22 protein-coding genes and 1 tRNA gene are annotated in these 25324 nt (G+C 61.9%); 20 read left to right on the plus strand and 3 right to left on the minus strand.

The annotated features are described in order from the left end of the window. From BMX99_RS18650 to nusG, 6 genes are all read left to right on the plus strand, one after another. Positions 1-495, plus strand: a 495-nt coding sequence (locus BMX99_RS18650) for an EF-Tu C-terminal domain-related protein (protein WP_254772011.1), incomplete at its 5' end; no start/stop codon positions are given. A gap of 186 nt (positions 496-681) precedes the next feature. Next, positions 682-1353 carry a CatB-related O-acetyltransferase gene (locus BMX99_RS18655; protein WP_093455072.1) on the plus strand — a complete coding sequence of 224 codons (672 nt, stop codon included), beginning with the start codon at positions 682-684 and terminating at the stop codon, positions 1351-1353. An 87-nt stretch (positions 1354-1440) separates the two neighbouring features. Further along, on the plus strand, positions 1441-2463 hold the full coding sequence (locus BMX99_RS18660; RefSeq protein WP_093455073.1) for a zinc transporter ZntB: 1023 nt from the start codon (positions 1441-1443) through the stop codon (positions 2461-2463). A gap of 143 nt (positions 2464-2606) precedes the next feature. Then, positions 2607-2682, plus strand: a tRNA-Trp gene (locus BMX99_RS18665). A gap of 336 nt (positions 2683-3018) precedes the next feature. Then, the gene (gene secE / locus BMX99_RS18670) at positions 3019-3210 is read left to right on the plus strand and encodes a preprotein translocase subunit SecE (protein WP_093455074.1); all 192 of its coding nucleotides are present in this window, start codon (positions 3019-3021) and stop codon (positions 3208-3210) included. Between the two features lie 194 nt (positions 3211-3404). Beyond that, entirely contained in the window at positions 3405-3938 is a 534-nt protein-coding gene (gene nusG / locus BMX99_RS18675; RefSeq protein WP_093455075.1) for a transcription termination/antitermination protein NusG, read from the plus strand. Positions 3939-4019: 81 nt separating this feature from the next. Here the strand turns inward: nusG and BMX99_RS18680 are convergent, their stop codons facing one another. Next, complete coding sequence (locus BMX99_RS18680) at positions 4020-4592, minus strand: hypothetical protein (protein WP_093455076.1); 573 nt, start codon at positions 4590-4592, stop codon at positions 4020-4022. A 364-nt stretch (positions 4593-4956) separates the two neighbouring features. Here BMX99_RS18680 and rplK point away from each other — a divergent pair, with 364 nt between their 5' ends. The 3 genes from rplK to BMX99_RS18695 all read left to right on the plus strand — a co-directional run bounded on the left by rplK (position 4957) and on the right by BMX99_RS18695 (position 6912). Further along, positions 4957-5382 carry a 50S ribosomal protein L11 gene (rplK, locus tag BMX99_RS18685; RefSeq protein ID WP_093455077.1) on the plus strand — a complete coding sequence of 142 codons (426 nt, stop codon included), beginning with the start codon at positions 4957-4959 and terminating at the stop codon, positions 5380-5382. A 1-nt stretch (position 5383) separates the two neighbouring features. After that, positions 5384-6082 carry a 50S ribosomal protein L1 gene (rplA, locus tag BMX99_RS18690; RefSeq protein ID WP_093455078.1) on the plus strand — a complete coding sequence of 233 codons (699 nt, stop codon included), beginning with the start codon at positions 5384-5386 and terminating at the stop codon, positions 6080-6082. Positions 6083-6306: 224 nt separating this feature from the next. After that, positions 6307-6912, plus strand: a complete 606-nt coding sequence (locus BMX99_RS18695) for a VPLPA-CTERM sorting domain-containing protein (protein WP_170848709.1) — start codon at positions 6307-6309, stop codon at positions 6910-6912. Between the two features lie 436 nt (positions 6913-7348). On the opposite strand, the gene BMX99_RS18700 is transcribed toward BMX99_RS18695, so the two are convergent. Beyond that, the gene (locus BMX99_RS18700; RefSeq protein ID WP_093455080.1) at positions 7349-8062 is read right to left on the minus strand and encodes a YkgJ family cysteine cluster protein; all 714 of its coding nucleotides are present in this window, start codon (positions 8060-8062) and stop codon (positions 7349-7351) included. 439 nt (positions 8063-8501) lie between these two features. Between BMX99_RS18700 and rplJ the strand changes: the two genes are divergently transcribed. From rplJ to BMX99_RS18730, 7 genes are all read left to right on the plus strand, one after another. Further along, entirely contained in the window at positions 8502-9014 is a 513-nt protein-coding gene (gene rplJ / locus BMX99_RS18705; protein WP_093455081.1) for a 50S ribosomal protein L10, read from the plus strand. 69 nt (positions 9015-9083) lie between these two features. Continuing rightward, positions 9084-9464: a 50S ribosomal protein L7/L12 gene (rplL, locus tag BMX99_RS18710; protein WP_093455082.1), complete on the plus strand. Its 381-nt coding sequence runs from the start codon at positions 9084-9086 to the stop codon at positions 9462-9464. 257 nt (positions 9465-9721) lie between these two features. Further along, complete coding sequence (gene rpoB / locus BMX99_RS18715; RefSeq protein WP_093455083.1) at positions 9722-13858, plus strand: DNA-directed RNA polymerase subunit beta; 4137 nt, start codon at positions 9722-9724, stop codon at positions 13856-13858. Then, a complete protein-coding gene (locus BMX99_RS19560; protein ID WP_139199593.1) occupies positions 13855-14151 on the plus strand; it encodes a hypothetical protein in 297 nt (98 codons plus the stop codon). Before rpoB ends, BMX99_RS19560 begins: the two co-directional genes overlap by 4 nt. Beyond that, a complete protein-coding gene (gene rpoC / locus BMX99_RS18720) occupies positions 14148-18386 on the plus strand; it encodes a DNA-directed RNA polymerase subunit beta' (RefSeq protein WP_093455084.1) in 4239 nt (1412 codons plus the stop codon). The genes BMX99_RS19560 and rpoC overlap by 4 nt, the downstream gene beginning before the upstream one ends. A 319-nt stretch (positions 18387-18705) precedes the next feature. Beyond that, entirely contained in the window at positions 18706-19530 is an 825-nt protein-coding gene (locus tag BMX99_RS18725) for a glycosyltransferase (protein WP_093455085.1), read from the plus strand. 18 nt (positions 19531-19548) lie between these two features. Then, on the plus strand, positions 19549-20454 hold the full coding sequence (locus BMX99_RS18730; RefSeq protein ID WP_093455086.1) for a DMT family transporter: 906 nt from the start codon (positions 19549-19551) through the stop codon (positions 20452-20454). Here the strand turns inward: BMX99_RS18730 and BMX99_RS18735 are convergent. Continuing rightward, positions 20444-21256 (minus strand): glycosyltransferase, encoded by an 813-nt coding sequence (locus BMX99_RS18735; RefSeq protein ID WP_093455087.1) that lies wholly within the window; start codon positions 21254-21256, stop codon positions 20444-20446. The genes BMX99_RS18730 and BMX99_RS18735 overlap by 11 nt on opposite strands. A gap of 472 nt (positions 21257-21728) precedes the next feature. Between BMX99_RS18735 and rpsL the strand changes: the two genes are divergently transcribed. From rpsL to BMX99_RS18755, 4 genes are all read left to right on the plus strand, one after another. Further along, positions 21729-22100: a 30S ribosomal protein S12 gene (rpsL, locus tag BMX99_RS18740; protein WP_005862801.1), complete on the plus strand. Its 372-nt coding sequence runs from the start codon at positions 21729-21731 to the stop codon at positions 22098-22100. A gap of 12 nt (positions 22101-22112) precedes the next feature. Beyond that, on the plus strand, positions 22113-22583 hold the full coding sequence (gene rpsG, locus BMX99_RS18745; RefSeq protein ID WP_093455088.1) for a 30S ribosomal protein S7: 471 nt from the start codon (positions 22113-22115) through the stop codon (positions 22581-22583). Positions 22584-22619: 36 nt separating this feature from the next. Next, positions 22620-24737, plus strand: coding sequence for an elongation factor G (gene fusA, locus BMX99_RS18750; RefSeq protein WP_093455089.1), 2118 nt, complete (start codon positions 22620-22622; stop codon positions 24735-24737). Positions 24738-24824: 87 nt separating this feature from the next. After that, the coding region (locus tag BMX99_RS18755; protein ID WP_139199594.1) for a GTP-binding protein at positions 24825-25324 on the plus strand (500 nt) is incomplete at its 3' end.

Here is a 25324-nt window from a genome sequence, read left to right on the forward strand (position 1 = left end):
CGTGTCGAGCGTGGCGTGATCAACGTTGGCGACGAAATCGAAATCGTCGGCATCAAAGACACCACCAAGACGACCTGCACCGGCGTGGAAATGTTCCGCAAGCTGCTGGACCGTGGTGAAGCCGGCGACAACATCGGCGCCCTGCTGCGCGGTGTTGACCGTGAAGGCGTTGAGCGTGGCCAGGTTCTGTGTAAGCCGGGCTCCGTGAACCCGCACACCAAGTTCGAAGCCGAGGTCTACATCCTGACCAAGGAAGAAGGCGGCCGTCACACTCCGTTCTTCGCGAACTACCGTCCGCAGTTCTACTTCCGGACCACCGACGTGACCGGCACCGTGACCCTTCCCGAGGGTACCGAGATGGTCATGCCCGGCGACAACCTGAAGTTCGCGGTCGAGCTGATCGCACCGATCGCCATGGAAGACGGCCTGCGTTTCGCAATCCGTGAAGGTGGCCGGACCGTTGGTTCGGGCGTCGTCTCCAAGATCGTCGCCTAAGTCATCGCAGATGACGGCAGATCCGATCTGCCGGTAAGACATCTTAAACGCCGCCCTGACCGGGGCGGCGTTTTTCGTTTCCTTGACCCGCGCAGGGGCTGCGGGCATAGTGCGCCCAGCCGATGGAGGGTGACGTGGACCAGTAACTGAATTTCCAATTTCGAATGTTTTCGACAGGAGTTCAGTATGCCGCGCAACAGCACGACACCCTTTCTGGATGCATCAAGAGTGCATCCCATCACTTTGCCCGACGGGCAGATTTATCCCAACACGGTCTGGTTGAAGACGGTCATTGACCACCCCAACATCCATGTGGGCGACTTCACCTATTACAACGATTTCGATCCGGTGCAGGATTACGCCGCCAGGATCGCCCCCTATCTGCATCCCGGCGCGCCCGAACATCTGCATATCGGGCGATATGGGCAGTTCGCCCATGGCACGCGGTTCATCACCTCGTCCGCGAACCACCCGTTGGAGTGGTTCACAACCTATCCCTTTGCCGTCTTCGACCCCGAACAGATGCCGTATTTTGCCGAGGAATTCGGGCGCGGGCAGGACATGCGGATCGGCCATGACGTCTGGATCGGGCATAATGCAATGATCCTGCCGGGGGTGACGATCGGCAACGGTGTCATCGTCGGGGCGGGTGCGGTCGTGGCGCGGGACATCCCGGACTGGAGCCTGGTCGCGGGCAACCCGGGCCGGGTGATCCGCCGCCGCTTTGCCGATGACATCTGCGACGCGCTGGATGCGCTGGCCTGGTGGGACCTGCCGCCCGAGGAGGTGCGCGATCTGGTGCCGCTTCTGGCCAGTCGGGATGAACCCGCGCTGCGGGACGCGCTGGCCGCCTGGTAGGCCGCCGCGTGACGCTTTGGTCTTCCCCCCGGCGGGCAAAGCCCTAATGTCGGGGGGAAGATCAACGGGATAGCCGGACCAGACCTTATGCCGCAGCCGCCGACCAAGACCGACAAAGACCTAGCGACCGGGCAGGGCGCGCACAGCCCGGTGCTGTTTTCCTATGCGCTGACCGGGCCACTGGCCGGGCAGAAGCTGGACGGGGGCGCAGTTGATCAGGTGCTGGAAGAGGCCGCGCTTGGCTGGGTGCATCTGTCCGCCGATCACGCCCATGCCGAGGCCTGGATCACCGGGCATATGCCCTATCTCGACGATACGATTCCCCAGGCGCTGACCCAGGCCTCGACCCGCAGCCGGGCCAGCCGGATCGGGCAGGGGGTGCTGGCGGTGCTGCGCGGCGTGAACCTGAACGAGGGCCGCGATCCCGAGGACATGGTCGCCATCCGCATCTGGGCCGAGGCCGAGCGGATCGTCACGCTGTCGCGTCAAAGGGTGCGCGCGCTGGAAGATATCGCCGCCGACATCGCCCGGGGCGAGGGGCCGCAGAGCACGGGCGAATTCCTGGTTATCCTGGCCGAGCGGCTGAACGCCCGGTTGGAGCCGATGATCGCTGATCTGGACAGCGAGACCGACGCGCTTGAGACCCAGGTGATCGGAGAGCCGGACCAGGACCTGCGCCAGCGCATCGTCGCCATGCGTCTGCAGGTGATCGAGTTGCGCCGCCACGCCGCGCCGCAACGCGAGGCCCTGCAGCGTCTCGAGGGCGACGATATTGCCCTGTTGGACGAAAACGACCGCCGCCACATGCGCGAGGCGCGGGAGAAACTGGTGCGGCTGGTCGAGAACCTGGACGAGATGAAGGACAGTCTTGCCGTGCTTCGCGAAGAGATGTCGGGCCAGATCTCGGACCGGTTGAACCGGCACATGTATATCCTGTCGATCCTGTCGGCGATCTTCCTGCCGCTTGGCTTCCTGACCGGGCTTCTGGGCATCAACGTCGGCGGCATGCCGGGGGCCGAGAACCCGCAGGCCTTCTGGATCGTCTGCGGCGGGCTGAGCGTGGTGGTGCTGATCCAGATCTGGATCCTGCGGCGGGCGCGCTGGCTGTAGATCGGGCTGCCTTCGGGGCCGGGGCGTGCATTCCGCAGGGGCAGGTTCGGGGGCAGTTCACAGGGAAGGGCGAAAGTCTTTGGCAATCGGTGCAAAACCCGCTTGATCTTGCCCGCGCGCTGCCCTATCCCACAGCACGGCCTAGGGGTATAGCTCAGTTGGTAGAGCATCGGTCTCCAAAACCGAGGGTCGCGGGTTCGAGTCCTGCTGCCCCTGCCAGTTTTCCAGATAGTGTGGTTTTCACGTGGTCCGGCCTTCGGGTGCCGGTTCTCGTGTTGCGCGCTTGGCGCGGGTGCGCCTTTGCCGTGTGCCGGGGCTTGTGGCGCGGGTCGCCGGGCAGGCCCGCCGACCCGAAGGGGGCCTTGCCCCCTTCGCGTCTTTCAAAGAAAGACGCTGACCCCCAGGATATTTTCGAAAACCAAAGAGGGGGCGCGCGGCGCATTGGCTTGAAATCGGGGCGTGGCCCGGTTATGTGAGCGATCTAACGAGGGCCCACGGGCCGGCTGGTCCGGCGTGATGTGTGGTCCGATCCGAGAGAGAAGACGGATTTACGACATGGCGAACCCTGTTCAGTTCATCAACCAGACCCGCGCCGAGATCTCGAAGATCGCCTGGCCGACGCGCCGCGAAGTGCTGCTGACCACCGTGATGGTCTTCATCATGGCTGCCCTGACGGCGGTCTTCTTTGCGCTGGTGGATCTGCTGATCCGGTCCGGCCTGCAGGGATTGCTGAGCTTTTTCGGCTGATCCGGCGCGTCGCGGGCGCCGTTTCGCGCGCGACGTACTTGCCTTGCGGGGGACAAGCCTTTAGGTGACCCCTATCCCCCCGACATGACGCGCGCGATTCGAGACGCGCGTCGAATTGTTTCTGGGGGTGGGCTTGAAGGCCCGTTGAGTTTGGAATTTCCCGGCGCGGCCGGAGCAGGAAGGATCACAACGAGATGGCGAAGCGGTGGTACTCGGTCAGTGTTCTGTCGAATTTCGAGAAGAAAATCGCCGAACAGATCCGGACCTCGGTCGAGGAAAACGGCCTGCAGGACGAGATCGAGGAAGTTCTGGTTCCGACTGAAGAAGTGATCGAGATCCGGCGCGGCAAGAAGGTCTCGACCGAGCGGCGCTTCATGCCCGGCTACGTGCTGGTGCGGATGGAGATGTCCGACCGCGGCTATCACCTGATCAACTCGATCAACCGGGTCACCGGCTTCCTGGGGCCGCAGGGCCGCCCGATGCCGATGCGCGATGCCGAAGTGGCCGCGATCCTGGGCCGCGTGGCCGAGGGCGAGGAAACGCCGCGCACGCTGATCCATTTCGAGGTTGGCGAGAAGGTCAAGGTCAACGACGGGCCCTTCGAGGATTTCACCGGCATGATCGAGGAAGTGGACGACGACAACCAGCGCCTGAAGGTGTCGGTGTCGATCTTCGGCCGCGAAACCCCGGTCGAACTGGAATACACCCAGGTGACCAAGCAGGGCTGATAAAGTCTTCGCATTACGGAATTGGAAAAGGGGCCGCGCGGGCCCCTTTTTGCTGTGCGGATGATGGGGGCGGCCGGACGGTCAGTCGTCCGGCATGTTGGCAGCCCAGATCGGCGCGCCGTTGAACATCGCATAGCGCGGGGCGTTGGCCTGACGGCGCGACAGCCATCTGGCGTGACGGAGGGCGCGATCCTCGATCTCGGGGAGGAGTTGGAGGTCGGGCTGGTCCTCGGCCACGCGGGCATAGAGCTGAAGGCCGCGCGGGGAAATCAGCGGCGTATCGGAATGGCGCAGCAGGCAGGCCCCGGAGTTCATTCGCGTCACCAGCCGGCGCGCAAGGGTGGTGACGGAAGGCGCGGCCTGGGCATCGGGGAAGATCCGCAGAAGAATTGCCAGGGACATCCAGAAATCGCATTCCGGGTGGTCGGCGATATCCAGAAGCGCCTGCATGTCGGTGGTCTTCGCATTCGACCAGTGGCGGCGCAGGATCAGGTCGGCCAGGTCGGCATGACGGGCGTGGGGCAGGGCGGCGCTGTGCAGGTCGGGACGTTCGTCCAGCAGGTAATCCAGGTAATCAGAGGCATCGATGATCCGTGCGGGGACGGGGGCGGCGGCCAGAATGTGGGCCGGGAATAGCGAAGCAAGTTGTGTCATGTGAACCTAGCGTCCGAAAAACCAAAAAGTTCCCTTGGTTAATATGGGGTAATGAGGCGTTGGTATGACGGGGCGGGGCAATTATGGTGGCAGCTGCGGGGCAGGGTCGAAGGCTGGTCCCTGGACAGGGCCCGGGGCAGGTCCTGAAGCGCGGCTTGCAATCTTGGGGCATTGCGTATATCCGGCCGCCCTGTCCGGGTGGAATCGCCCCGGGGCCCCGTGCCTTGTGCACATCGTCCCCGGTAGTCGGCCCCACATGACCGGACATCCCTGTGGGAGGCGAGGGCCGCGCGCGGTCCGGACCTGACCACATCGACCGAAGCCCGGCGGACGCGTCCGCGGGGTGTTGAAAAGGAGAAGGCCAATGGCCAAGAAACTCGTCGGCAGCCTCAAGCTGCAAGTGCCTGCCGGTCAGGCAAACCCGTCCCCGCCGGTTGGTCCGGCCCTGGGTCAGCGCGGCATCAACATCATGGAATTCTGCAAGGCGTTCAACGCCAAGACGCAGGACATGGAGCCCGGCGCACCCTGCCCGACCGTCATCCAGTACTACCAGGACAAATCCTTCACGATGGAAATCAAGACGCCGCCCGCGTCTTATTACCTGAAGAAGGCTGCCAAGCTGAAATCCGGTGCCAACAACCCCGGCAAGGAAACCGCTGGCTCCGTGACCGTCGCTCAGGTCAAGGAAATCGCAGAGGCCAAGATGAAGGACCTCAACGCGAATGACATTGACGCGGCAATGCAGATCATCCTGGGTTCGGCCCGGTCCATGGGCATCGAGGTGAAGTAATATGGCAAAGCTTGGAAAACGTACCCGCGCTGCCCGTGAAGCCTTTGCTGGCAAAGACGATCTGACGGTTGAAGAAGCCGTTGCACTGATCAAGGCGAACTCGAAGACGAAATTCGACGAAACCGTCGAGATCGCGATGAACCTGGGCGTCGACCCGCGTCACGCGGACCAGATGGTCCGTGGCGTTGTCGGCCTGCCGAACGGCACCGGTAAAGACGTCCGCGTCGCCGTGTTCGCCCGTGGCCCCAAGGCTGAAGAAGCCCAGGCGGCTGGCGCAGACATCGTTGGTGCCGAAGACCTGATGGAGACCATCCAGGGCGGCAAGATCGATTTCGACCGCTGCATCGCAACCCCGGACATGATGCCGATCGTCGGCCGTCTGGGTAAGGTGCTGGGCCCGCGGAACCTGATGCCGAACCCCAAGGTCGGCACGGTGACCATGGACGTCGCGGATGCCGTCAAGGCAGCCAAGGGCGGTGAAGTCCAGTTCAAGGCCGAGAAGGCCGGTGTCGTGCACGCAGGTGTCGGCAAGGCGTCCTTCGACGAAGCCAAGCTGGTCGAGAACGTGAAGGCATTTGTCGACGCCGTGGCCAAGGCCAAGCCGTCGGGTGCCAAAGGTGCCTACATCAAGAAAGTGTCGCTGTCGTCCTCCATGGGCCCGGGCGTCACCGTCTCGATCGAGAGCGCGACCGGCAACTGATCCCTTCGGGACAGCGTTGAATTTGAAGTTTGAAGAAGGCACCGGAAACGGTGCCTTCTTTTTTGCGGCTTTTGTGGGTGGTTAACGTTGGGTTAATGTTTGCTGCAATTTTCCGTGATCTGGTGTATGCAGGTATCCGTAGGATCGAATCGTATGACGGAGATTTTCGATCTGTCGCGGTGATTTTGCGATGAACATTTTATTGTATTTGTATGGGGGGTCCCATGAAACTTAAAAAACTTGCTCTTGGCGTTGCTGTCGCTCTTGGTGTGGCTGCGCCGGCATCTGCCCACGTCTGGAACATCGGTTGGAAATCCACCGCCGGCTCGCTTACGTTCTACGGTGTAAGCTACCACGGGGGTGCCGTCGGTGGTTCTGGAACTGTCGACGATTTTTCGGCCAACCCGGCCGGTTTCGTGATCAATGGTTCGAACATTGGTTTTGAAAATGGCTCGGTCGTGAACCTGAATGATTGCAGTGGCCCGGGCGGGCTGCTGACCGGTGCTTGTGATTCCACTTGGGATGCTCTGAATCTCGACGGTGTGCTTCATGCCTCGGGCTATTCTTCCAACACGTATGGTAAGTATGCGTCCGTCACGCTCAACAGCACCGAACTCGCCGGCCTGGGCATTTCGTCTGGCTCGAACTCTGTCCTTCTGAGCACTTTTGCAAACAACGCCCATTGGGATGGCCTGGGCTTCTCGTCGGCAACTGTTCCGCTGAACATCGTTGTGACGCCGCCGCCTGCCGTGCCGCTGCCGGCCGGTCTGCCGCTGGTGTTGTCCGGTCTAGGTGCTTTCGGCTTCCTGCGCGCACGTCGCAAGGCTTGATCGATCGTTTCCAAACGGCAAGGCTGATTGCGCGTACGAATGAGTCCGTTCCCAGGATCTCCGTTGTAATCGAAAGCGCGACCGGCAACTGATCCCTTCGGGACAGTGAGAGATTGGCGGCGGGGCAGAAATGCCCCGCCGTTTTCGTATTGTCTGTTGGGGTCTTGGCTGTGTCAGGCGGCCTTGCGACGGCAAAGCAGCGTCGCCAACCCGCCGATGGCCATGGGCAGCAGAAGGTTCGACGCCGGTAGCGGCACCTGCGGTGCCATTGCGATCCTGTAGGACTGGGGCGCGGGTGTGGCCTTGCAGCGCTCGGGATCGTTGACCAGAAGCCCGCTGCCATTGGCGCTGAAGCCCGTGGCGTAGGTTTGGAGTTAAGCGGCGGCGATTGCGAGCCTTGTCCCTTTGCAGACAGGGATGCGCTGCCGCGACAGGGTCAGGCGATGTCGTAGAAGAAATCGTCGCAGGTGGCGTCCAGTTCCGCATCGTCGTGACGGGCAGCCGCAAGTGCCGTGGCGCAGTCGGCCCCTTCGACGGTTGCGATTGTCAGCTGCTGCAGCGCATAGGTCGGGACATCCCCCAATGCCGAACGGGCAATTGCCAGTGTCGCAAGGTAATCCAGGTGGTCGCCCGTGATGGCCGATCCGTCTGCATCTCCGCCATCTGCGATGATTTCGCAGGCCGCGGCGTCGAAGGAAAAGAAGGCGCGGCAGATATTGGGGCGAGCGTCATAGGCGCGGCACAGCCGGGTTTCCGGGTCAAGCGCGGCACAGGCGTCAGGGTGCCACGCGCGGCCGTCCGGCTGACCGGCCAGCGGTGCAAGGGCGCTGTGCATCCGTTCAGCTTCGGTCTGTGTGATCAGCCCGCCATCGCCGTCGGGGATCAAGCAGCAAAAGGCGCAGCCCGGCGCGCAGGCAAGGGGCGTATCAAAAGCGGGAAGATCTGCGCGCGTGTTTGTCGCGATGCGCACGGACTCGGCCCCGGCGCTCAGGTCGTCCAGCTGCTGCGGCAGGGGGGTATCCGGATCGGGGGCCAGCAGGGCGCGGGCGCGGGTCGCGACACTCTCGGGCAGGGTATCGGGGGCGGCCCTGTTCAGGCGGTCGCACAGGGCGGACCTTGTCTGGATGGGCATGGTCTTGGGGTTGGTCATCCGCGTTGCACCGCTGGTAGGATTGCAGGGGACTGGTATCTTACGCCGGATTGGAGTATAAGGGTTTAAATGCAGCGTCTTGCCTGCTTGGCTCAGATGTCCGACCTGGCAAAGATCGGTCAGGTTTGCGCCGTTTTTGCGTTGTGTCGCATTTTACCCTTCACATCCCCCCGCAACTGTCTTAGAAGCCGCCTGTCGGAAGCCCCCTTGTTGGGGCGTTCGGCGATTCGTCCGAGACGGAGGGTGGTGCGGAACATGCCGGGCCATAATTCCTTCCTGAGACGGGAAAGACCCAGATTTCTTCGGATGCCCGATGGACCTGTTCCAGAGAGCGCCCGGGGCGAGATTGGACGGACCCGTAAGGACCCGAATAGTCGGGACCAACGTCCCGGCTTAACTGAGCCGGAGGGTCTGACCCTCCACTACTTGGAGTGAAACTGTGGATAGAGCCCAGAAAGAGAAAGTGGTCGAGGAACTCGGCCAGATCTTCGAAAGCTCTGGCGTTGTCGTGGTTGCCCACTACACCGGCCTCACGGTTGCTGAGATGCAGACACTGCGCGCAAAGGCTCGTGAAGCCGATGCAAGCGTCCGCGTCGCCAAGAACAGGCTTGCCAAGATCGCCCTGGATGGAAAGCCCTGCGAAAGCATCGGCTCGCTCCTGACGGGGATGACCGTTCTGACCTATTCCGAGGACCCCGTTGCAGCAGCAAAGGTGGCCGAGGACTTCGCCAAGGATAACAAAAAGTTTGAGATCCTCGGCGGTGCAATGGGTGAGACCGCTCTTGACCGTGCCGGCGTTGAAGCCGTGTCGAAGATGCCGTCCCGCGAGGAGCTTATCGCTTCCATCGTCGGCTGCATCGGCGCACCCGCTTCGAACATCGCTGGCGCAATCGGCGCACCTGCTTCGAACATCGCCTCCATCCTGTCCACGATCGAGGACAAGGCGGCGTAAGCAACCATTGAGACGGCGTAGGGTTGAACACCTTAACGTTGGAACACATCTAAATACGGAAACAGTAAAATGGCTGATCTGAAGAAACTGGCTGAAGAGATCGTTGGTCTGACGCTTCTCGAAGCACAAGAACTGAAAACCATCCTGAAAGACGAGTACGGCATCGAGCCCGCAGCTGGCGGCGCTGTCATGGTTGCCGGCCCCGCAGGCGACGCCGGTGGCGCAGCCGAAGAGGAAAAAGACGAATTCGACGTCATCCTGAAGTCGGCAGGCGCATCCAAGATCAACGTGATCAAGGAAGTCCGCGGCATCACCGGCCTGGGCCTGAAAGAAGCCAAAGAGCTGGTGGAAGCCGGCGGCAAGGCTGTCAAAGAAGGCGCATCCAAAGCGGAAGCCGAAGAGATCAAAGCCAAGCTGGAAGCAGCTGGCGCCGAGATCGAACTCAAGTAATCGGTGCGTAGGGCAGGGGACTTCCCTGTCTTGCGACACGATTTCAGGGCTGAACCCGGGAAATCCGGGTTCAGCCGAACCTGTCTCAGAGAGGGCTTTTTGCGAAAAGCGTTCTTTAAGGCGCGGTTCAGCGGATCGGGAGGCTACCTGACGGGGGGTGGCCAGGCATGGATCCGAACCCCCTGTTTCGAAAAGGGCACAGTGCCGGGGCCCGACGGCAACTGTTCCTCGATGTGAAACGAAAGGTGACTTACGTCATGGCTCAGACCTTCCTCGGTCAGAAACGTCTTCGGAAATACTACGGTAAAATCCGTGAAGTCCTTGAAATGCCGAACCTCATTGAGGTTCAAAAAGCCTCTTATGATCTGTTCCTGAAGTCCGGCGATCAGCTTGATCCCACGGATGGCGAAGGCATCATGGGTGTCTTCCAGTCGGTTTTCCCGATCAAGGATTTCAACGAGACCTCGATCCTCGAGTTCGTGAAATACGAGCTTGAGAAGCCGAAATACGACGTCGAGGAATGTCAGCAGCGCGACATGACCTATTCGGCTCCGCTGAAGGTCACCCTGCGCCTGATCGTGTTCGATGTCGACGAAGACACCGGCGCGAAGTCCGTCAAGGACATCAAGGAACAGGACGTCTTCATGGGCGACATGCCCCTGATGACCCCGAACGGCACCTTCATCGTGAACGGCACCGAACGCGTCATTGTGAGCCAGATGCACCGTTCGCCGGGCGTGTTCTTCGACCACGACAAGGGCAAGACCCATTCGTCGGGCAAGCTGCTGTTCGCCTGCCGCATCATTCCCTACCGCGGGTCCTGGCTGGACTTCGAATTCGACGCCAAGGACATCGTCTTTGCGCGGATCGACCGTCGCCGGAAACTGCCCGTCACCACGCTGCTCTACGCCCTGGGCCTGGACCAGGAAGGCATCATGGATGCCTATTACAACACCGTGGACTATACGCTGCAGCGCGGCCAGGGCTGGGTCACCAAGTTCTTCCCCGAGCGTGTGCGCGGCACCCGTCCGACCTATGATCTGGTCGACGCCGACAGCGGTGAAGTGATTGCCGAAGCCGGCAAGAAGGTCACCCCGCGCGCCGTGAAGAAGCTGATCGACGAGGGCAACGTCAAGAACCTGCTGGTTCCCTTCGACCGCATCCTGGGCAAGTTCGTCGCGAAGGACATCATCAACGAGGAAACCGGCGCGATCTACGTCGAGGCCGGGGATGAGCTGACGCTGGAATACGACAAGGATGGCGAGATCATCGGCGGGTCCCTGCAGGACCTGCTCGAGGCCGGCATCACCGAGATCCCCGTTCTCGACATCGACAACGTCAACGTCGGTCCGTACATGCGCAACACCATGGCGACCGACAAGAACATGGACCGCAACAGCGCGCTGATGGACATCTATCGCGTGATGCGTCCGGGTGAGCCGCCGACCGTCGAAGCGGCCTCGGCCCTGTTCGACACGCTGTTCTTCGACAGCGAGCGTTACGACCTGTCCGCCGTTGGCCGCGTGAAGATGAACATGCGTCTGGCCCTGGACGCCGAAGACACCGTCCGCACCCTGCGCAAGGAAGACATCGTCGCCTGTATCAAGGCGCTGGTGGAACTGCGCGACGGCAAGGGCGACATCGACGACATCGACCACCTCGGCAACCGTCGTGTACGTTCGGTCGGCGAACTGATGGAAAACCAGTACCGCGTCGGCCTGCTGCGCATGGAGCGCGCGATCAAGGAACGCATGTCCAGCGTCGAGATCGACACGGTCATGCCGCAGGATCTGATCAACGCGAAACCGGCGGCTGCGGCTGTCCGCGAATTCTTCGGCTCGTCGCAGCTGTCGCAGTTCATGGACCAGACCAACCCGCTGTCCGAAGTGACGCACAAGCGTCGTCTGTCGGCGCTTGGGCCGGGCGGTCTGACCCGCGAACGCGCAGGCTTTGAGGTCCGCGACGTTCACCCGACCCACTATGGCCGGATGTGCCCGATTGAAACGCCGGAAGGCCCGAACATCGGTCTGATCAACTCGCTCGCCACCTTTGCGCGCGTGAACAAGTACGGCTTCATCGAGACCCCCTATCGCCGCGTCGAAAACGGTCAGGTCACCGACGAAGTCAAATACATGTCCGCGACCGAGGAAATGCGTCACACCGTGGCGCAGGCCAACGCGAACTTGGACGAAAACGGCCGTTTCGTGAACGAGCTGGTGAACACCCGTCAGTCGGGCGAATACACCCTTGCTCCGAACGAAAGCGTCGACCTGATCGACGTGTCGCCGAAACAGCTGGTGTCGGTTGCGGCCTCGCTGATCCCGTTCCTGGAAAACGACGATGCTAACCGCGCCCTGATGGGCTCGAACATGCAACGTCAGGCGGTTCCGCTGCTGCGGGCCGAGGCACCGCTGGTCGGCACCGGGATCGAAGAAGTTGTGGCACGGGATTCCGGCGCGGCGATCATGGCGAAACGCGCCGGTGTTATCGACCAGGTCGATGCGCAGCGTATCGTTGTGCGCGCCACCGAGGATCTGGAACTGGGCGACGCCGGCGTGGACATCTACCGTCTGCGCAAATTCCAGCGTTCGAACCAGAACACGACGATCAACCAGAAGCCGCTGGTCAAGGTGGGTGACACCGTGACCAAGGGCGAGGTGATCGCCGATGGTCCGTCGACCGACATGGGTGAACTGGCGCTTGGCAAGAACGTCATCGTCGCCTTCATGCCCTGGAACGGCTACAACTACGAAGACTCGATCCTGATTTCCGAACGGATCGCCAAGGATGACGTGTTCACCAGCGTTCACATCGAGGAATTCGAAGTGGCCGCCCGTGACACCAAGCTTGGGCCGGAAGAAATCACCCGCGACATTCCGAACGTCGGTGAAGAAGCGCTGCGCAACCTCGATGAGGCTGGCATCGTCTACATCGGTGCGGACGTCGAACCGGGCGACATCCTTGTCGGCAAGATCACTCCGAAGGGCGAAAGCCCGATGACGCCGGAAGAAAAGCTTCTGCGCGCCATCTTCGGGGAAAAGGCCTCCGACGTGCGTGACACCTCGCTTCGTGTGAAGCCGGGCGATTACGGCACGGTCGTCGAAGTGCGCGTCTTCAACCGCCATGGTGTGGAAAAAGACGAACGTGCGCTGCAGATCGAGCGTGAGGAAATCCAGCGTCTGGGCCGTGACCGGGACGATGAGCTGACCATCCTGGATCGGAACATCTATGCCCGTCTGCGTGACCTGATCCTCGGCAAGACCGCGGTGAAGGGCCCGAAAGGGGTCAAGGCGAACTCGGAAATCACCGAAGACCTGCTGGCCTCGCTGCCGCGCTCGCATTGGTGGCAGCTGGCCCTGGCCGAAGACCAGGACGCCCAGATCGTCGAAGCCCTGAACGAGCAGTACGAGATCCAGAAACGTGCCCTGGACGCACGCTTCGAGGACAAGGTTGAAAAGGTCCGCCGCGGCGACGATCTGCCCCCGGGCGTGATGAAGATGGTCAAGGTCTTCATCGCCGTGAAGCGCAAGCTTCAGCCGGGCGACAAGATGGCCGGTCGTCACGGGAACAAGGGTGTTATCTCCCGCGTGGTTCCCATGGAGGACATGCCCTTCCTTGCAGATGGTACGCCGGTCGACTTCTGTCTGAACCCGCTTGGTGTTCCGTCGCGTATGAACGTCGGTCAGATCCTTGAAACCCACATGGGCTGGGCCGCACGCGGTCTGGGTATCCAGGTGGACGAGGCCCTGGGTGAATACCGCCGGTCCGGCGACATGACCCCGGTCAAGGACGCACTGAAGATCGTCTATGGTGAAGATGTCTACGAAGAAGGCTTCGCCAACATGGACGACGACCAGATGCTGGAAGCAGCTGGCAACGTCACCCGCGGTGTTCCGATCGCCACGCCCGTCTTCGACGGCGCGAAAGAGGCGGACGTGAACGACGCGCTGAAGCGTGCCGGGTTCAACGAAAGCGGTCAGTCGATCCTGTTCGATGGCCGGACCGGTGAGCAATTCGCCCGTCCCGTCACCGTCGGCGTCAAGTACCTGCTGAAGCTGCACCACCTGGTGGACGACAAGATCCACGCCCGGTCCACGGGTCCGTACTCGCTCGTCACCCAGCAGCCGCTTGGTGGTAAGGCGCAGTTCGGTGGTCAGCGCTTCGGGGAAATGGAGGTCTGGGCCCTGGAAGCCTATGGTGCCGCCTACACCCTGCAGGAAATGCTGACCGTGAAGTCGGATGACGTGGCTGGCCGGACGAAGGTCTATGAATCGATCGTCAAGGGCGAGGACAATTTTGAGGCGGGCGTTCCCGAGAGCTTCAACGTTCTCGTGAAAGAAGTCCGTGGCCTCGGCCTGAACATGGAACTCCTGGACGCAGAGGGTGAAGAGTGAAATTGGGAATATTGATTGCTTTGGTGCCGGTCTCGGTCTTGGCTGTCTTGAGCTGGAAATTCACATATGTGGACTACCGAAAAGACGTCAATCGTGGCTCGATCGGCACCTTGGTTTTCAATATCGCCGCGCCTTGGGTTGGTCAGATAAAGGCAGGTCGCACATGCGGCCTGCGCTTTCCAATCCCTGGAACTCGCCTCGCAGACAGTCTGAAGTTTCGCATTGATACTGCCGTTGGCCTTGGCGTCATGTACGCCTTCTCGTGCCCGGAACCTGGAAAGGACACCATATGAACCAGGAACTGACCAACAACCCGTTCAACCCTCTGGCCCCCCAGAAGGTCTTTGACGAAATCAAAGTCTCGCTGGCATCGCCCGAACGGATCCTTTCGTGGTCCTACGGCGAGATCAAGAAGCCCGAGACCATCAACTACCGGACCTACAAGCCCGAGCGCGACGGCCTGTTCTGCGCTCGTATCTTCGGCCCGATCAAAGACTACGAATGCCTTTGCGGCAAATATAAGCGGATGAAGTATCGCGGCGTCGTCTGCGAGAAATGCGGTGTGGAAGTCACCCTGCAGAAGGTTCGCCGCGAACGCATGGGCCACATCGAACTGGCCGCGCCCGTCGCACACATCTGGTTCCTGAAGTCGCTGCCGTCGCGGATCGGCCTGCTGCTGGACATGACGCTGCGCGATCTGGAACGCGTGTTGTACTTTGAAAACTACGTCGTCATCGACCCGGGTCTGACCGACCTGACCGAAGGCCAGATGCTGACGGAAGAAGAGTTCATGGACGCGCAGGACGCCTATGGCATGGACGCCTTCCAGGCGAACATCGGTGCCGAAGCGATCCGCGAAATGCTGGCCAAGATCGATCTTGAGCTTGAGGCCGAAACGCTGCGCGCCGATCTGGCCGAAGCGACCGGTGAACTGAAGCCCAAGAAGATCATCAAGCGCCTGAAGGTCGTGGAGTCCTTCCTGGAATCCGGCAACCGTCCGGAATGGATGATCCTGACCGTGATCCCCGTGATCCCGCCGGAACTGCGTCCGCTGGTTCCTCTGGATGGCGGCCGTTTCGCGACCTCGGATCTGAACGATCTGTACCGCCGCGTGATCAACCGGAACAACCGTCTGAAGCGCCTGATCGAACTGCGCGCGCCCGACATCATCGTCCGCAACGAAAAGCGGATGCTGCAGGAATCCGTGGATGCGCTGTTCGACAACGGCCGTCGCGGTCGCGTCATCACGGGCCAGAACAAGCGCCCGCTGAAGTCGCTGTCGGACATGCTGAAGGGTAAGCACGGTCGCTTCCGTCAGAACCTTCTGGGTAAGCGCGTCGACTTCTCGGGCCGTTCGGTCATTGTGACCGGCCCGGAACTCAAGCTGCACCAGTGTGGTCTGCCCAAGAAGATGGCTTTGGAACTGTTCAAGCCGTTCATCTATTCGCGTCTGGAGGCCAAGGGCCTGTCCAGCACCGTGAAACAGGCGAAGAAGCTGGTCGAGAAAGAGCGTCCCGAGGTCTGGGACATCCTGGACGAGGTCATCCGTGAGCATCCGGTTCTGCTGAACCGCGCCCCCACGCTGCACCGTCTGGGCATCCAGGCCTTCGAACCCACGCTGATCGAAGGTAAGGCGATCCAGCTGCACCCGCTGGTCTGTTCGGCGTTCAACGCTGACTTCGACGGTGACCAGATGGCCGTTCACGTGCCGCTGTCGCTGGAAGCCCAGCTGGAAGCCCGCGTGCTGATGATGTCGACGAACAACGTTCTGTCGCCCGCAAACGGCGCGCCGATCATCGTTCCGTCGCAGGATATGATCCTTGGTCTGTATTACACGACCATCGAACGCGCCGGCATGAAGGGCGAAGGCATGACCTTCTCCTCGATCGAAGAGGTGCAGTACGCGCTGGACACCGGTGCGGTTCACCTGCATGCCAAGATCCACGCCCGCATTCCTCAGATCGACGAGGAAGGCAACGAGGTCATGGTGCGCTTTGAAACCACCCCGGGCCGTGTCCGTCTGGGCGCGCTGCTGCCGATGAACACCAAGGCACCCTTTGCCCTGGTGAACCGTCTGCTGCGGAAGCGCGAAGTGCAGCAGGTCATCGACACCGTCTACCGTTACTGCGGTCAGAAGGAATCGGTCATCTTCTGTGACCAGATCATGACCATGGGCTTCCGCGAAGCGTTCAAGGCTGGGATCTCCTTCGGCAAGGACGACATGGTCATCCCCGACAACAAGTGGGACCTGGTCGAAGAAACCCGCGAACAGGTGGCAGACTTCGAACAGCAGTACATGGACGGCCTGATCACCCAGGGCGAAAAGTACAACAAGGTTGTCGACGCCTGGTCCAAGTGTAACGACAAGGTCACCGAGGCCATGATGTCGACCATCTCGGCTGTCGAGACGATCGACGGGGCCGAACAGGAACCGAACTCGGTCTACATGATGGCCCACTCCGGTGCGCGGGGCTCGGTCACGCAGATGAAACAGCTGGGCGGGATGCGCGGCCTGATGGCGAAGCCGAACGGCGACATCATCGAGACGCCGATCATCTCGAACTTCAAGGAAGGTCTGACCGTGTTGGAGTACTTCAACTCCACCCACGGGGCCCGTAAGGGTCTGTCGGATACCGCTCTGAAGACGGCGAACTCGGGGTATCTGACCCGTCGTCTGGTGGACGTGGCGCAGGATTGCATCGTGCGCGAAGTCGACTGTGGCACCGACCGTGCCGTCACCGCCGAAGCCGCCGTCAACGACGGTGAGGTGGTCGCGACCATCGGTGAACGCGTCCTGGGCCGTGTTGCGGCCGAAGACGTGCTCTTCCCGGGCACCGACGACGTGCTTTGCGCCAAGGGCACCCTGATCGACGAACGCATGGCGGACGCGATCGAGGAAGCCAGCGTTCAGACGATGCGCATCCGCTCGCCGCTGACCTGTGAAGCCGAAGACGGTGTCTGCGCCATGTGCTACGGCCGTGACCTGGCCCGCGGTACGATGGTCAACCAGGGTGAGGCCGTCGGCATCATCGCGGCACAGTCCATCGGTGAACCCGGCACGCAGCTGACGATGCGGACCTTCCACATCGGCGGCGTTGCGCAGGGTGGTCAGCAGTCCTTCCTCGAAGCCTCGGTCGACGGGACCGTGGCCTACGAGAACGCGCAGCTTCTGGAAAACGCCAATGGCGAAACGCTCGTCATGGGCCGGAACATGAAGCTCCGGATCATGGACGACACCGGCGAGGAACGCGCCAGCCACAAGCTGGGCTATGGCACCAAGCTGTTCGTCAAGGAAGGCGAGAAGATCAAGCGCGGCGACAAGATGTTCGAATGGGATCCCTATACCCTGCCGATCATCGCCGAGAAGGGCGGCCAGGCACGCTATGTCGACCTGGTTTCGGGTATCGCCGTGCGCGAGGAAACCGACGAAGCGACGGGCATGACTCAGCGCATCGTGGCGGATTGGCGCGGCTCTCCCAAGGGCAACGAACTCAAGCCCGAGATCATCGTCGTGGGCGAAGATGGCGAACCGGTCCGCAACGATGCGGGCAACCCGGTGACCTATCCGATGTCCGTGGATGCCATCCTGTCGGTCGAAGACGGTCAGGAGATCAAGGCCGGTGACGTCGTCGCGCGTATCCCGCGTGAAGGCGCCAAGACCAAGGACATCACCGGTGGTCTGCCGCGTGTGGCCGAACTGTTCGAAGCCCGTCGTCCCAAGGACCACGCGATCATCGCCGAAATCGATGGTTACGTGCGCTTTGGCCGCGACTACAAGAACAAGCGCCGCATCGCGATCCAGCCCTCGGACGAGAATGCCGAAGCGGTCGAATACATGGTGCCCAAGGGCAAGCACATTCCTGTCCAGGAAGGTGACTACGTCCAGAAGGGTGACTACATCATGGACGGCAACCCGGCACCGCACGACATCCTCGCCATCATGGGTGTCGAGGCTCTGGCCGAGTACATGATCGACGAGGTCCAGGACGTCTATCGACTGCAGGGCGTGAAGATCAACGACAAGCACATCGAGGTGATCGTTCGCCAGATGCTGCAAAAGTGGGAGATCTCGGACTCCGGCGACACGACGCTTCTCAAGGGCGAAACGGTCGACAAGATCGAGTTCGACGAAGCCAATGCCAAGGCACATGCCCGCGGCGGTCGCCCGGCCGAAGGCCAGCCGATCCTGCTGGGGATCACCAAGGCCTCGCTGCAGACCCGGTCGTTCATCTCGGCCGCGTCCTTCCAGGAAACCACCCGCGTCCTCACCGAGGCGTCGGTGCAGGGCAAGCGCGACAAGCTGGTCGGCCTGAAGGAAAACGTCATCGTGGGTCGCCTGATCCCCGCCGGGACCGGTGGTGCCACGCAGCGCGTGCGCCGCATCGCCTCGGAACGTGACAACGTGGTTCTCGAAGCCCGCCGGGAAGAGGCCGAACAGGCCGCCGCCCTGGCCGCGCCTGACATGGACGACGTGGTTGGCGGTGACGAATTCGACACCCTGGTCGAAACGCCGGAAAGCCGCGATTGATCCAGGCGATCACGAAAGATTGGAAAAGGCCCCCGCACCCCGGGGGCCTTTTTCGTTTCCCACACCTGTCCCAGACCCCGAAGCCCCGGGGCAGGGCACCCCCTTCACCGCCTCGCAAAAACGCGCCCCCTCTTTGGTTTTCCCAAATATCCTGGGGGGAATTGAGCGCCCTGGCGCTCAAGGGGGGCAAAGCCCCCGCCCGGCTCCACCCGGTGTTGCAGCGCGCGCTCTTTATTTGTGCGGGCCCGCATGCCACAGAGAAATCAGACAAACGTGCACAGACAAATGTGCTTAGACAAACGGGCAAAGCAGGGCAGGCATGGCGTCAGGCTACAACGGGTTTCAGATGGTCGGGGTCTGCCGCTTTTCGGTGCTGACCACGGATTTCACCACGCAGCGCCGGGGCACCCCGGAAGACATCGCCAACCGCATCTACCAGCCCGCCCCGATGGAGCTTCGCTTTCGCCTCTTCGAGGTGCTGACATGGCCAACCCTGTCGCGCCAGTCCGACATGGATTTCCAGCTGGTGATCCTGACCTCGGAAGAGATGCCGAAACCTTACCTTGATCGACTGCGCGATCTGACCGCCGGCCATCCCGGCGTGCAGGTCTGGGCCGCGCCGCTGGACAAACACTACCCCCTGCTGCGCCAGGCTTTTGACCGGGTCGCGCCGGATGGCGCGGGCCACCGGCTGTCCTTCCGCATCGACGATGACGACGCCGTCGATCTGCAGATGGTGGAACGCGCCAAGACCATCGCCCGCCGCGTGGTCGAATGGCAGGAAGACGCAACCCCCACCATCCTGTGCTGGAACAAGGGTTTTTACCTCGACGTGGGCGACGACGGGCAGAACCAGTTGACCGACACCCATCTGCGCGCGCCGCTGGCGATCGGCAATGTGCTGATCCACCGGCACGGGGACGGGCACAATCCCTATCGCTACAACCACAAGAACTTTGCGGCGCATTACAACTGCTACTCGGATATCACCCAGCCGGGGTTCATCCGGTCCATCCACCCGAACAACACCTCGACCCCGCAGCTGGAGCCGCGGCGGGGCGAAATGTCCGAGACCCGCATCACCCGCCAGATCCGCCGCCATTTCGGGCTGGATGCGGATGCGCTGCGCGCTTTGAAAGTCTGATCCCATGGTCCAATTCCCATGACCTCTGATCCCGCAACCAATGACAACCTGCGCGGCGCGGCACTGATGATGCTGTCCATGGCGCTGTTCACGATGAACGACGTCTTCATGAAATCCCTGGCCGGAGAGGTGCCGCTTTACCAGATCCTCTTCATCCGCAACGGCGTGGTAACCCTGGCCTTCCTTGCGCTGGCCTATCGCAGTGGCGCGCTTCTGCGCGGGCTGTCGCGGCGGGACCTGATGCTGGCCACGGTACGGGGCGCGGCCGAGGTCGCAACCGCCTATTTCTTCCTGACTGCCCTGTTCAACATGCCGCTGGCCAATGTGACGGCGGTGCTGCAATCGGCCCCGCTGATGGTCATGGTCGCCGCCGCGATCTTCCTGAAGGAACCGATCGGCTGGCGGCGGATCCTGGCGGTTGTCGCGGGCTTTTCCGGCGTGCTGCTGATCATCCGCCCGGGGCCCGAGGGGTTCAACCTCTACGCCCTTTACGTGCTGATCTCGGTCGTTTGCATCACGGTGCGGGACATCACCACGCGGAAGCTGTCGCGCGAGGCGCCTGCGCTGCTGGTCTCGGCCATCACCTCGGCCATGGTCTGCCTGTGCTTCGGGGCCACCGGCATCGGGTCCGACTGGATCGCGCTGACGCCCCGTTCCGGCGGCTTGATCGCGGGGGCGGCGCTTGTCGTGATGGGGGCCTACCTTGCGTCGGTTCAGGCGATGCGTTTGGGTGAGGTCAGCTTTGTCTCGCCCTTCCGCTATACCGCGCTGATCTGGGCGTTGATCCTGGGCTTCGTGGTCTTCGGAGACTGGCCAACCGATCTGACCCTGATCGGGGCGGCGGTGGTCGTGGGGTCGGGGCTGTTCTCCTTCTACCGCGAACTTCAGGTCAAGCGCGCGGCGCGGGTGCCCTCTATGCGGTGAACAGCCGCCTGATGTGATCCTCGTCGATGGCAAAGCGGTTGCGGAACAGCGCGCGTCCGTCTGCGTCCAGCGGGGCCAGTTCTTCGGGGGCGATCCCGGCACCCTGGCGGCTGTCGTTCCACAGGTTGTGGCCGCGGACGTACATCGGCCGGGCCGCATCGGTGCGGATGTCGTGGCAGGTCATGAAGCGGGGCAGTCGGACGTGGCTGAAGTTCATCACCGTGCTGCGCACCCGGGGTTCAAAGGCCACCGCCAGTGCTGCGGTCATCAGCCGCTGATCCGTGGGCCGCGCGGCGATGCCCATGGGGCCGGGGGCGGCGATATATCCGTCGCGGAAGTCCAGCGCCATGTGCCGCTGGCCTTTCAGCTGGTCGCGGCGGGCGGCGGCCTCGCTCCGCAGGCGGGCCACGAAATCCACCGCCACGGCGTCGTCGTCATCCAGGCGGAACTGCAGGCTGATGCGCCCCATGTCGCGGACCGAGTTGATGGCGCGCTGCATGACCTCGCGGTGCGGGGCAGGGGGGTATTGGCGGATCACCACCTGGGGCAGGTCCTGGGTCAGATCCCACAGGCGGTTGCCATAGGTGTCGGGGATGTCGTCGCCCACCACGATCACCAGCGTGAAGTCGGGGTCGGTCTGGGCGCGCAGGGCGGGCAGGGTGAAGCCCTCGAAGGTGCGAAAGCGGTCCTCCATCCGGGCGGGGTCGTAAAGATAGGCGGCGCGGGCGGCCTGGCTGTCGTGTTCCACCTGGAACCCGCCAAGCGCGGGATAGGAAAAGCGGCAAATGCCGATGACCTGCATGAACTCTCTGCCCTGTTGTCCGGGTCTGGTGCCCGCCGTGTGTCGCCGGTGCCCGGCCCGGTCCGCCCTGTGGGTAACTTGGCCGGGACGGGGCATCGGGGGGACGAGTCCGGGGGCGTGCCCGCTTCGTGACCCCCGCCTGAACCCCGCATGAACCCTTGTATGGGACGCTGCGGCAGAGTATTGCACTGTCTCCGTCGCGAAGCCAAGCGGCGGGGTGGGCGTGTTGACAAGGGTTGCGACTCTGCGTATACGCGCGCCAATCGGCCTAGGGGTTTTCCCGCCGGCTATCAGAATCGAAGTGGTCAAGATCCGGGTGCAGCGCCCCGATCCTCTGGAACACCCGCCGCGTCGTTCCCCGCGAACGAGGGGACGCATGCGGTATTTGCGTTGCGTGGACGCGCGCAGCGTTAGTCAGGAAACCGCACCGTTGCTGGTGCACACATATGTGAAGAATGGGGAACAACGCCCAATGCCAACGATCCAACAGCTGATCCGGAAGCCCCGGCAGCCCAAAGTAAAACGCTCTAAGTCCCAGCACCTGGAACAGTGCCCGCAGAAACGCGGCGTCTGCACCCGGGTCTACACCACCACGCCGAAGAAGCCGAACTCGGCTATGCGTAAGGTGGCCAAGGTGCGTCTGACCAACGGCTACGAGGTCATCAGCTACATCCCGGGTGAAAGCCACAACCTTCAGGAGCACTCGGTTGTCCTGATCCGTGGCGGTCGTGTGAAAGACCTTCCCGGCGTTCGTTACCACATTCTCCGCGGCGTGCTGGATACCCAGGGCGTCAAAGACCGTAAGCAGCGCCGTTCGAAGTATGGCGCGAAGCGTCCGAAGTAAGAGGATTTATAGATGTCCCGCCGTCACGCCGCTGAAAAACGCGAAATTCTGCCCGACGCCAAGTATGGTGACCGGGTTCTGACGAAGTTCATGAACAACCTGATGATCGATGGCAAAAAATCGGTCGCGGAAAAGATCGTTTACAACGCTCTCGACCGCATCGAAGCCAAGGTCAAGCGCGCCCCCGTGGAACTGTTCCACGAAGCGCTGGACAACATCAAACCGTCGGTCGAGGTTCGCTCCCGCCGGGTTGGTGGTGCCACCTACCAGGTTCCCGTCGAAGTGCGCCCCGAGCGTCGTGAAGCGCTGGCAATCCGCTGGCTGATCAACGCCTCGCGTGCCCGCAACGAAAACACCATGGAAGAGCGCCTGGCAGGTGAGCTTCTGGACGCCGTCAATTCGCGCGGGTCCGCTGTCAAGAAGCGTGAAGACACGCACAAGATGGCAGACGCGAACAAAGCGTTCAGCCACTACCGCTGGTAATCTACTTCTTAACTCCTCCACCAAAGGCTGCATATCATGGCACGCGACTATCCCCTCGACCGGTACCGGAACTTCGGTATCATGGCGCATATCGATGCGGGTAAGACGACCTGCTCGGAACGGATTCTGTTCTACACCGGCAAATCCCACAACATCGGTGAAGTGCACGATGGTGCCGCCACCATGGACTGGATGGAGCAGGAGCAGGAACGCGGGATCACCATCACCTCGGCTGCGACGACCACTTTCTGGGAACGCACCGAGGACGGCGAAACCGCTGACACCCCCAAGCACCGTCTGAACATCATCGACACCCCCGGCCACGTTGACTTCACCATCGAAGTCGAACGTTCGCTGGCGGTTCTCGACGGTGCCGTCTGTGTTCTTGACGCCAACGCCGGCGTTGAGCCCCAGACCGAAACCGTGTGGCGTCAGGCTGACCGCTACAAGGTTCCGCGGATGGTCTTCGTCAACAAGATGGACAAGATCGGCGCTGACTTCTTCAACTGCGTTCGCATGATCGAAGACCGCACCGGCGCCCGCGCCGTTCCCGTCGGTATTCCGATCGGTGCCGAGAACGAGCTGGAAGGCCTGATCGACCTGGTCACCATGGAAGAATGGCTGTGGCAGGGCGAAGACCTGGGCGCGTCCTGGATCAAAGCACCGATCCGCGACAGCCTGAAGGACATGGCTGACGAATGGCGCGGCAAGATGGTCGAAGCGGCTGTCGAAGAAGACGACGACGCCATGGAAGCCTACCTGGAAGGCGAAGAGCCCGACGTGCCGACCCTGCGCAAACTGCTGCGCAAAGGCACCCTGGCCCTGCACTTCGTGCCGGTTCTGGGCGGTTCCGCGTTCAAGAACAAAGGTGTCCAGCCGCTGCTGAACGCCGTGATCGACTACCTGCCCAGCCCGCTGGACGTTGTCGATTACATGGGCTTCAAACCCGGTGACGAAAACGAAGAGCGTAACATCGCCCGCCGTGCGGACGACGACATGCCCTTCGCCGGTCTTGCGTTCAAGATCATGAACGACCCCTTCGTGGGCTCGCTGACGTTCACCCGGATCTACTCCGGTAAAATGAACAAGGGCGACTCGGTCATGAACTCGACCAAGGGCAAGAAAGAGCGCATCGGTCGTATGATGATGATGCACTCCAACAACCGTGAAGAGATCGAAGAAGCCTTCGCAGGCGACATCATCGCGCTGGCGGGTCTGAAGGAAACCACCACGGGTGACACGCTTTGCGCCACCAACGATCCGGTGGTTCTGGAAACCATGACCTTCCCCGAGCCGGTGATCGAGATCGCGGTTGAGCCCAAGACCAAGGGTGACCAGGAGAAGATGTCCCAGGGTCTGGCCCGTCTGGCCGCCGAAGACCCGTCCTTCCGCGTCGAAACCGACCTCGAGTCCGGTCAGACCATCATGAAGGGCATGGGCGAACTTCACCTCGACATTCTCGTCGACCGTCTGAAGCGCGAATTCAAGGTCGAGGCGAACATCGGTGCGCCGCAGGTGGCCTATCGCGAAACGATCTCGAAAGAGGTCGAGCACACCTACACCCACAAGAAGCAGTCGGGTGGTTCGGGTCAGTTCGCGGAGGTCAAGCTGATCATCACCCCAACCGAGCCGGGCGAAGGTTACTCCTTCGAGTCGCGCATCGTGGGTGGTGCGGTTCCCAAGGAATACATCCCGGGTGTCGAAAAAGGCATCAAGTCGGTGATGGATTCCGGTCCGCTGGCCGGCTTCCCGGTGATCGACTTCAAGGTTGCCCTGATCGACGGTAAGTTCCACGACGTTGACTCCAGCGTTCTGGCCTTCGAAATCGCCGCCCGTATGGGTATGCGCGAAGGTATGCGGAAAGCTGGCGCGAAGCTGCTGGAACCGATGATGAAGGTCGAAGTGATCACGCCGGAAGAATACACCGGTGGTATCATTGGTGACCTGACGTCCCGCCGTGGCCAGGTCTCCGGCCAGGAGCCCCGCGGCAACGTCATCGCCATCGAGGCCTTCGTTCCGCTGGCCAACATGTTCGGCTACATCAACACCCTGCGTTCCATGTCCTCGGGCCGTGCGCAGTTCACGATGCAGTTCGACCACTACGATCCGGTTCCGCAGAACATCTCGGACGAGATCCAGGCGAAATACGCTTAATCCGGGTGGCGGGGGGTACCCCGCCCTACCCATCACCGTAGGGTGGGGCCTGGCCCCACCATCCGAAAGACGAAAAAGGAGCCTACCATGGGCAAGGAAAAGTTTGAGCGCGGCAAACCGCACTGCAACATCGGCACGATCGGTCACGTTGACCACGGCAAGACGACGCTGACGGCGGCGATCACGAAGTACTTCGGTGACTTCAAAGCCTACGACCAGATCGACGGCGCACCGGAAGAAAAAGCCCGCGGCATCACGATTTCCACCGCACACGTGGAATACGAGACCGAAGCGCGTCACTACGCACACGTCGACTGCCCCGGCCACGCCGACTATGTGAAGAACATGATCACCGGTGCTGCCCAGATGGACGGCGCAATCCTGGTCGTGAACGCAGCTGACGGCCCGATGCCGCAGACCCGCGAACACATACTGCTGGGCCGCCAGGTGGGCATCCCCGCCATGGTCGTGTTCATGAACAAAGTTGACCAGGTCGACGACGAAGAGCTGCTCGAGCTCGTCGAGATGGAAGTTCGCGAACTGCTGTCCGAATACGACTTCCCGGGCGACGATATCCCGATCATCGC

It is taken from the genome of Pseudooceanicola nitratireducens, from assembly GCF_900109195.1.
Lineage (GTDB): Bacteria > Pseudomonadota > Alphaproteobacteria > Rhodobacterales > Rhodobacteraceae > Pseudooceanicola > Pseudooceanicola nitratireducens.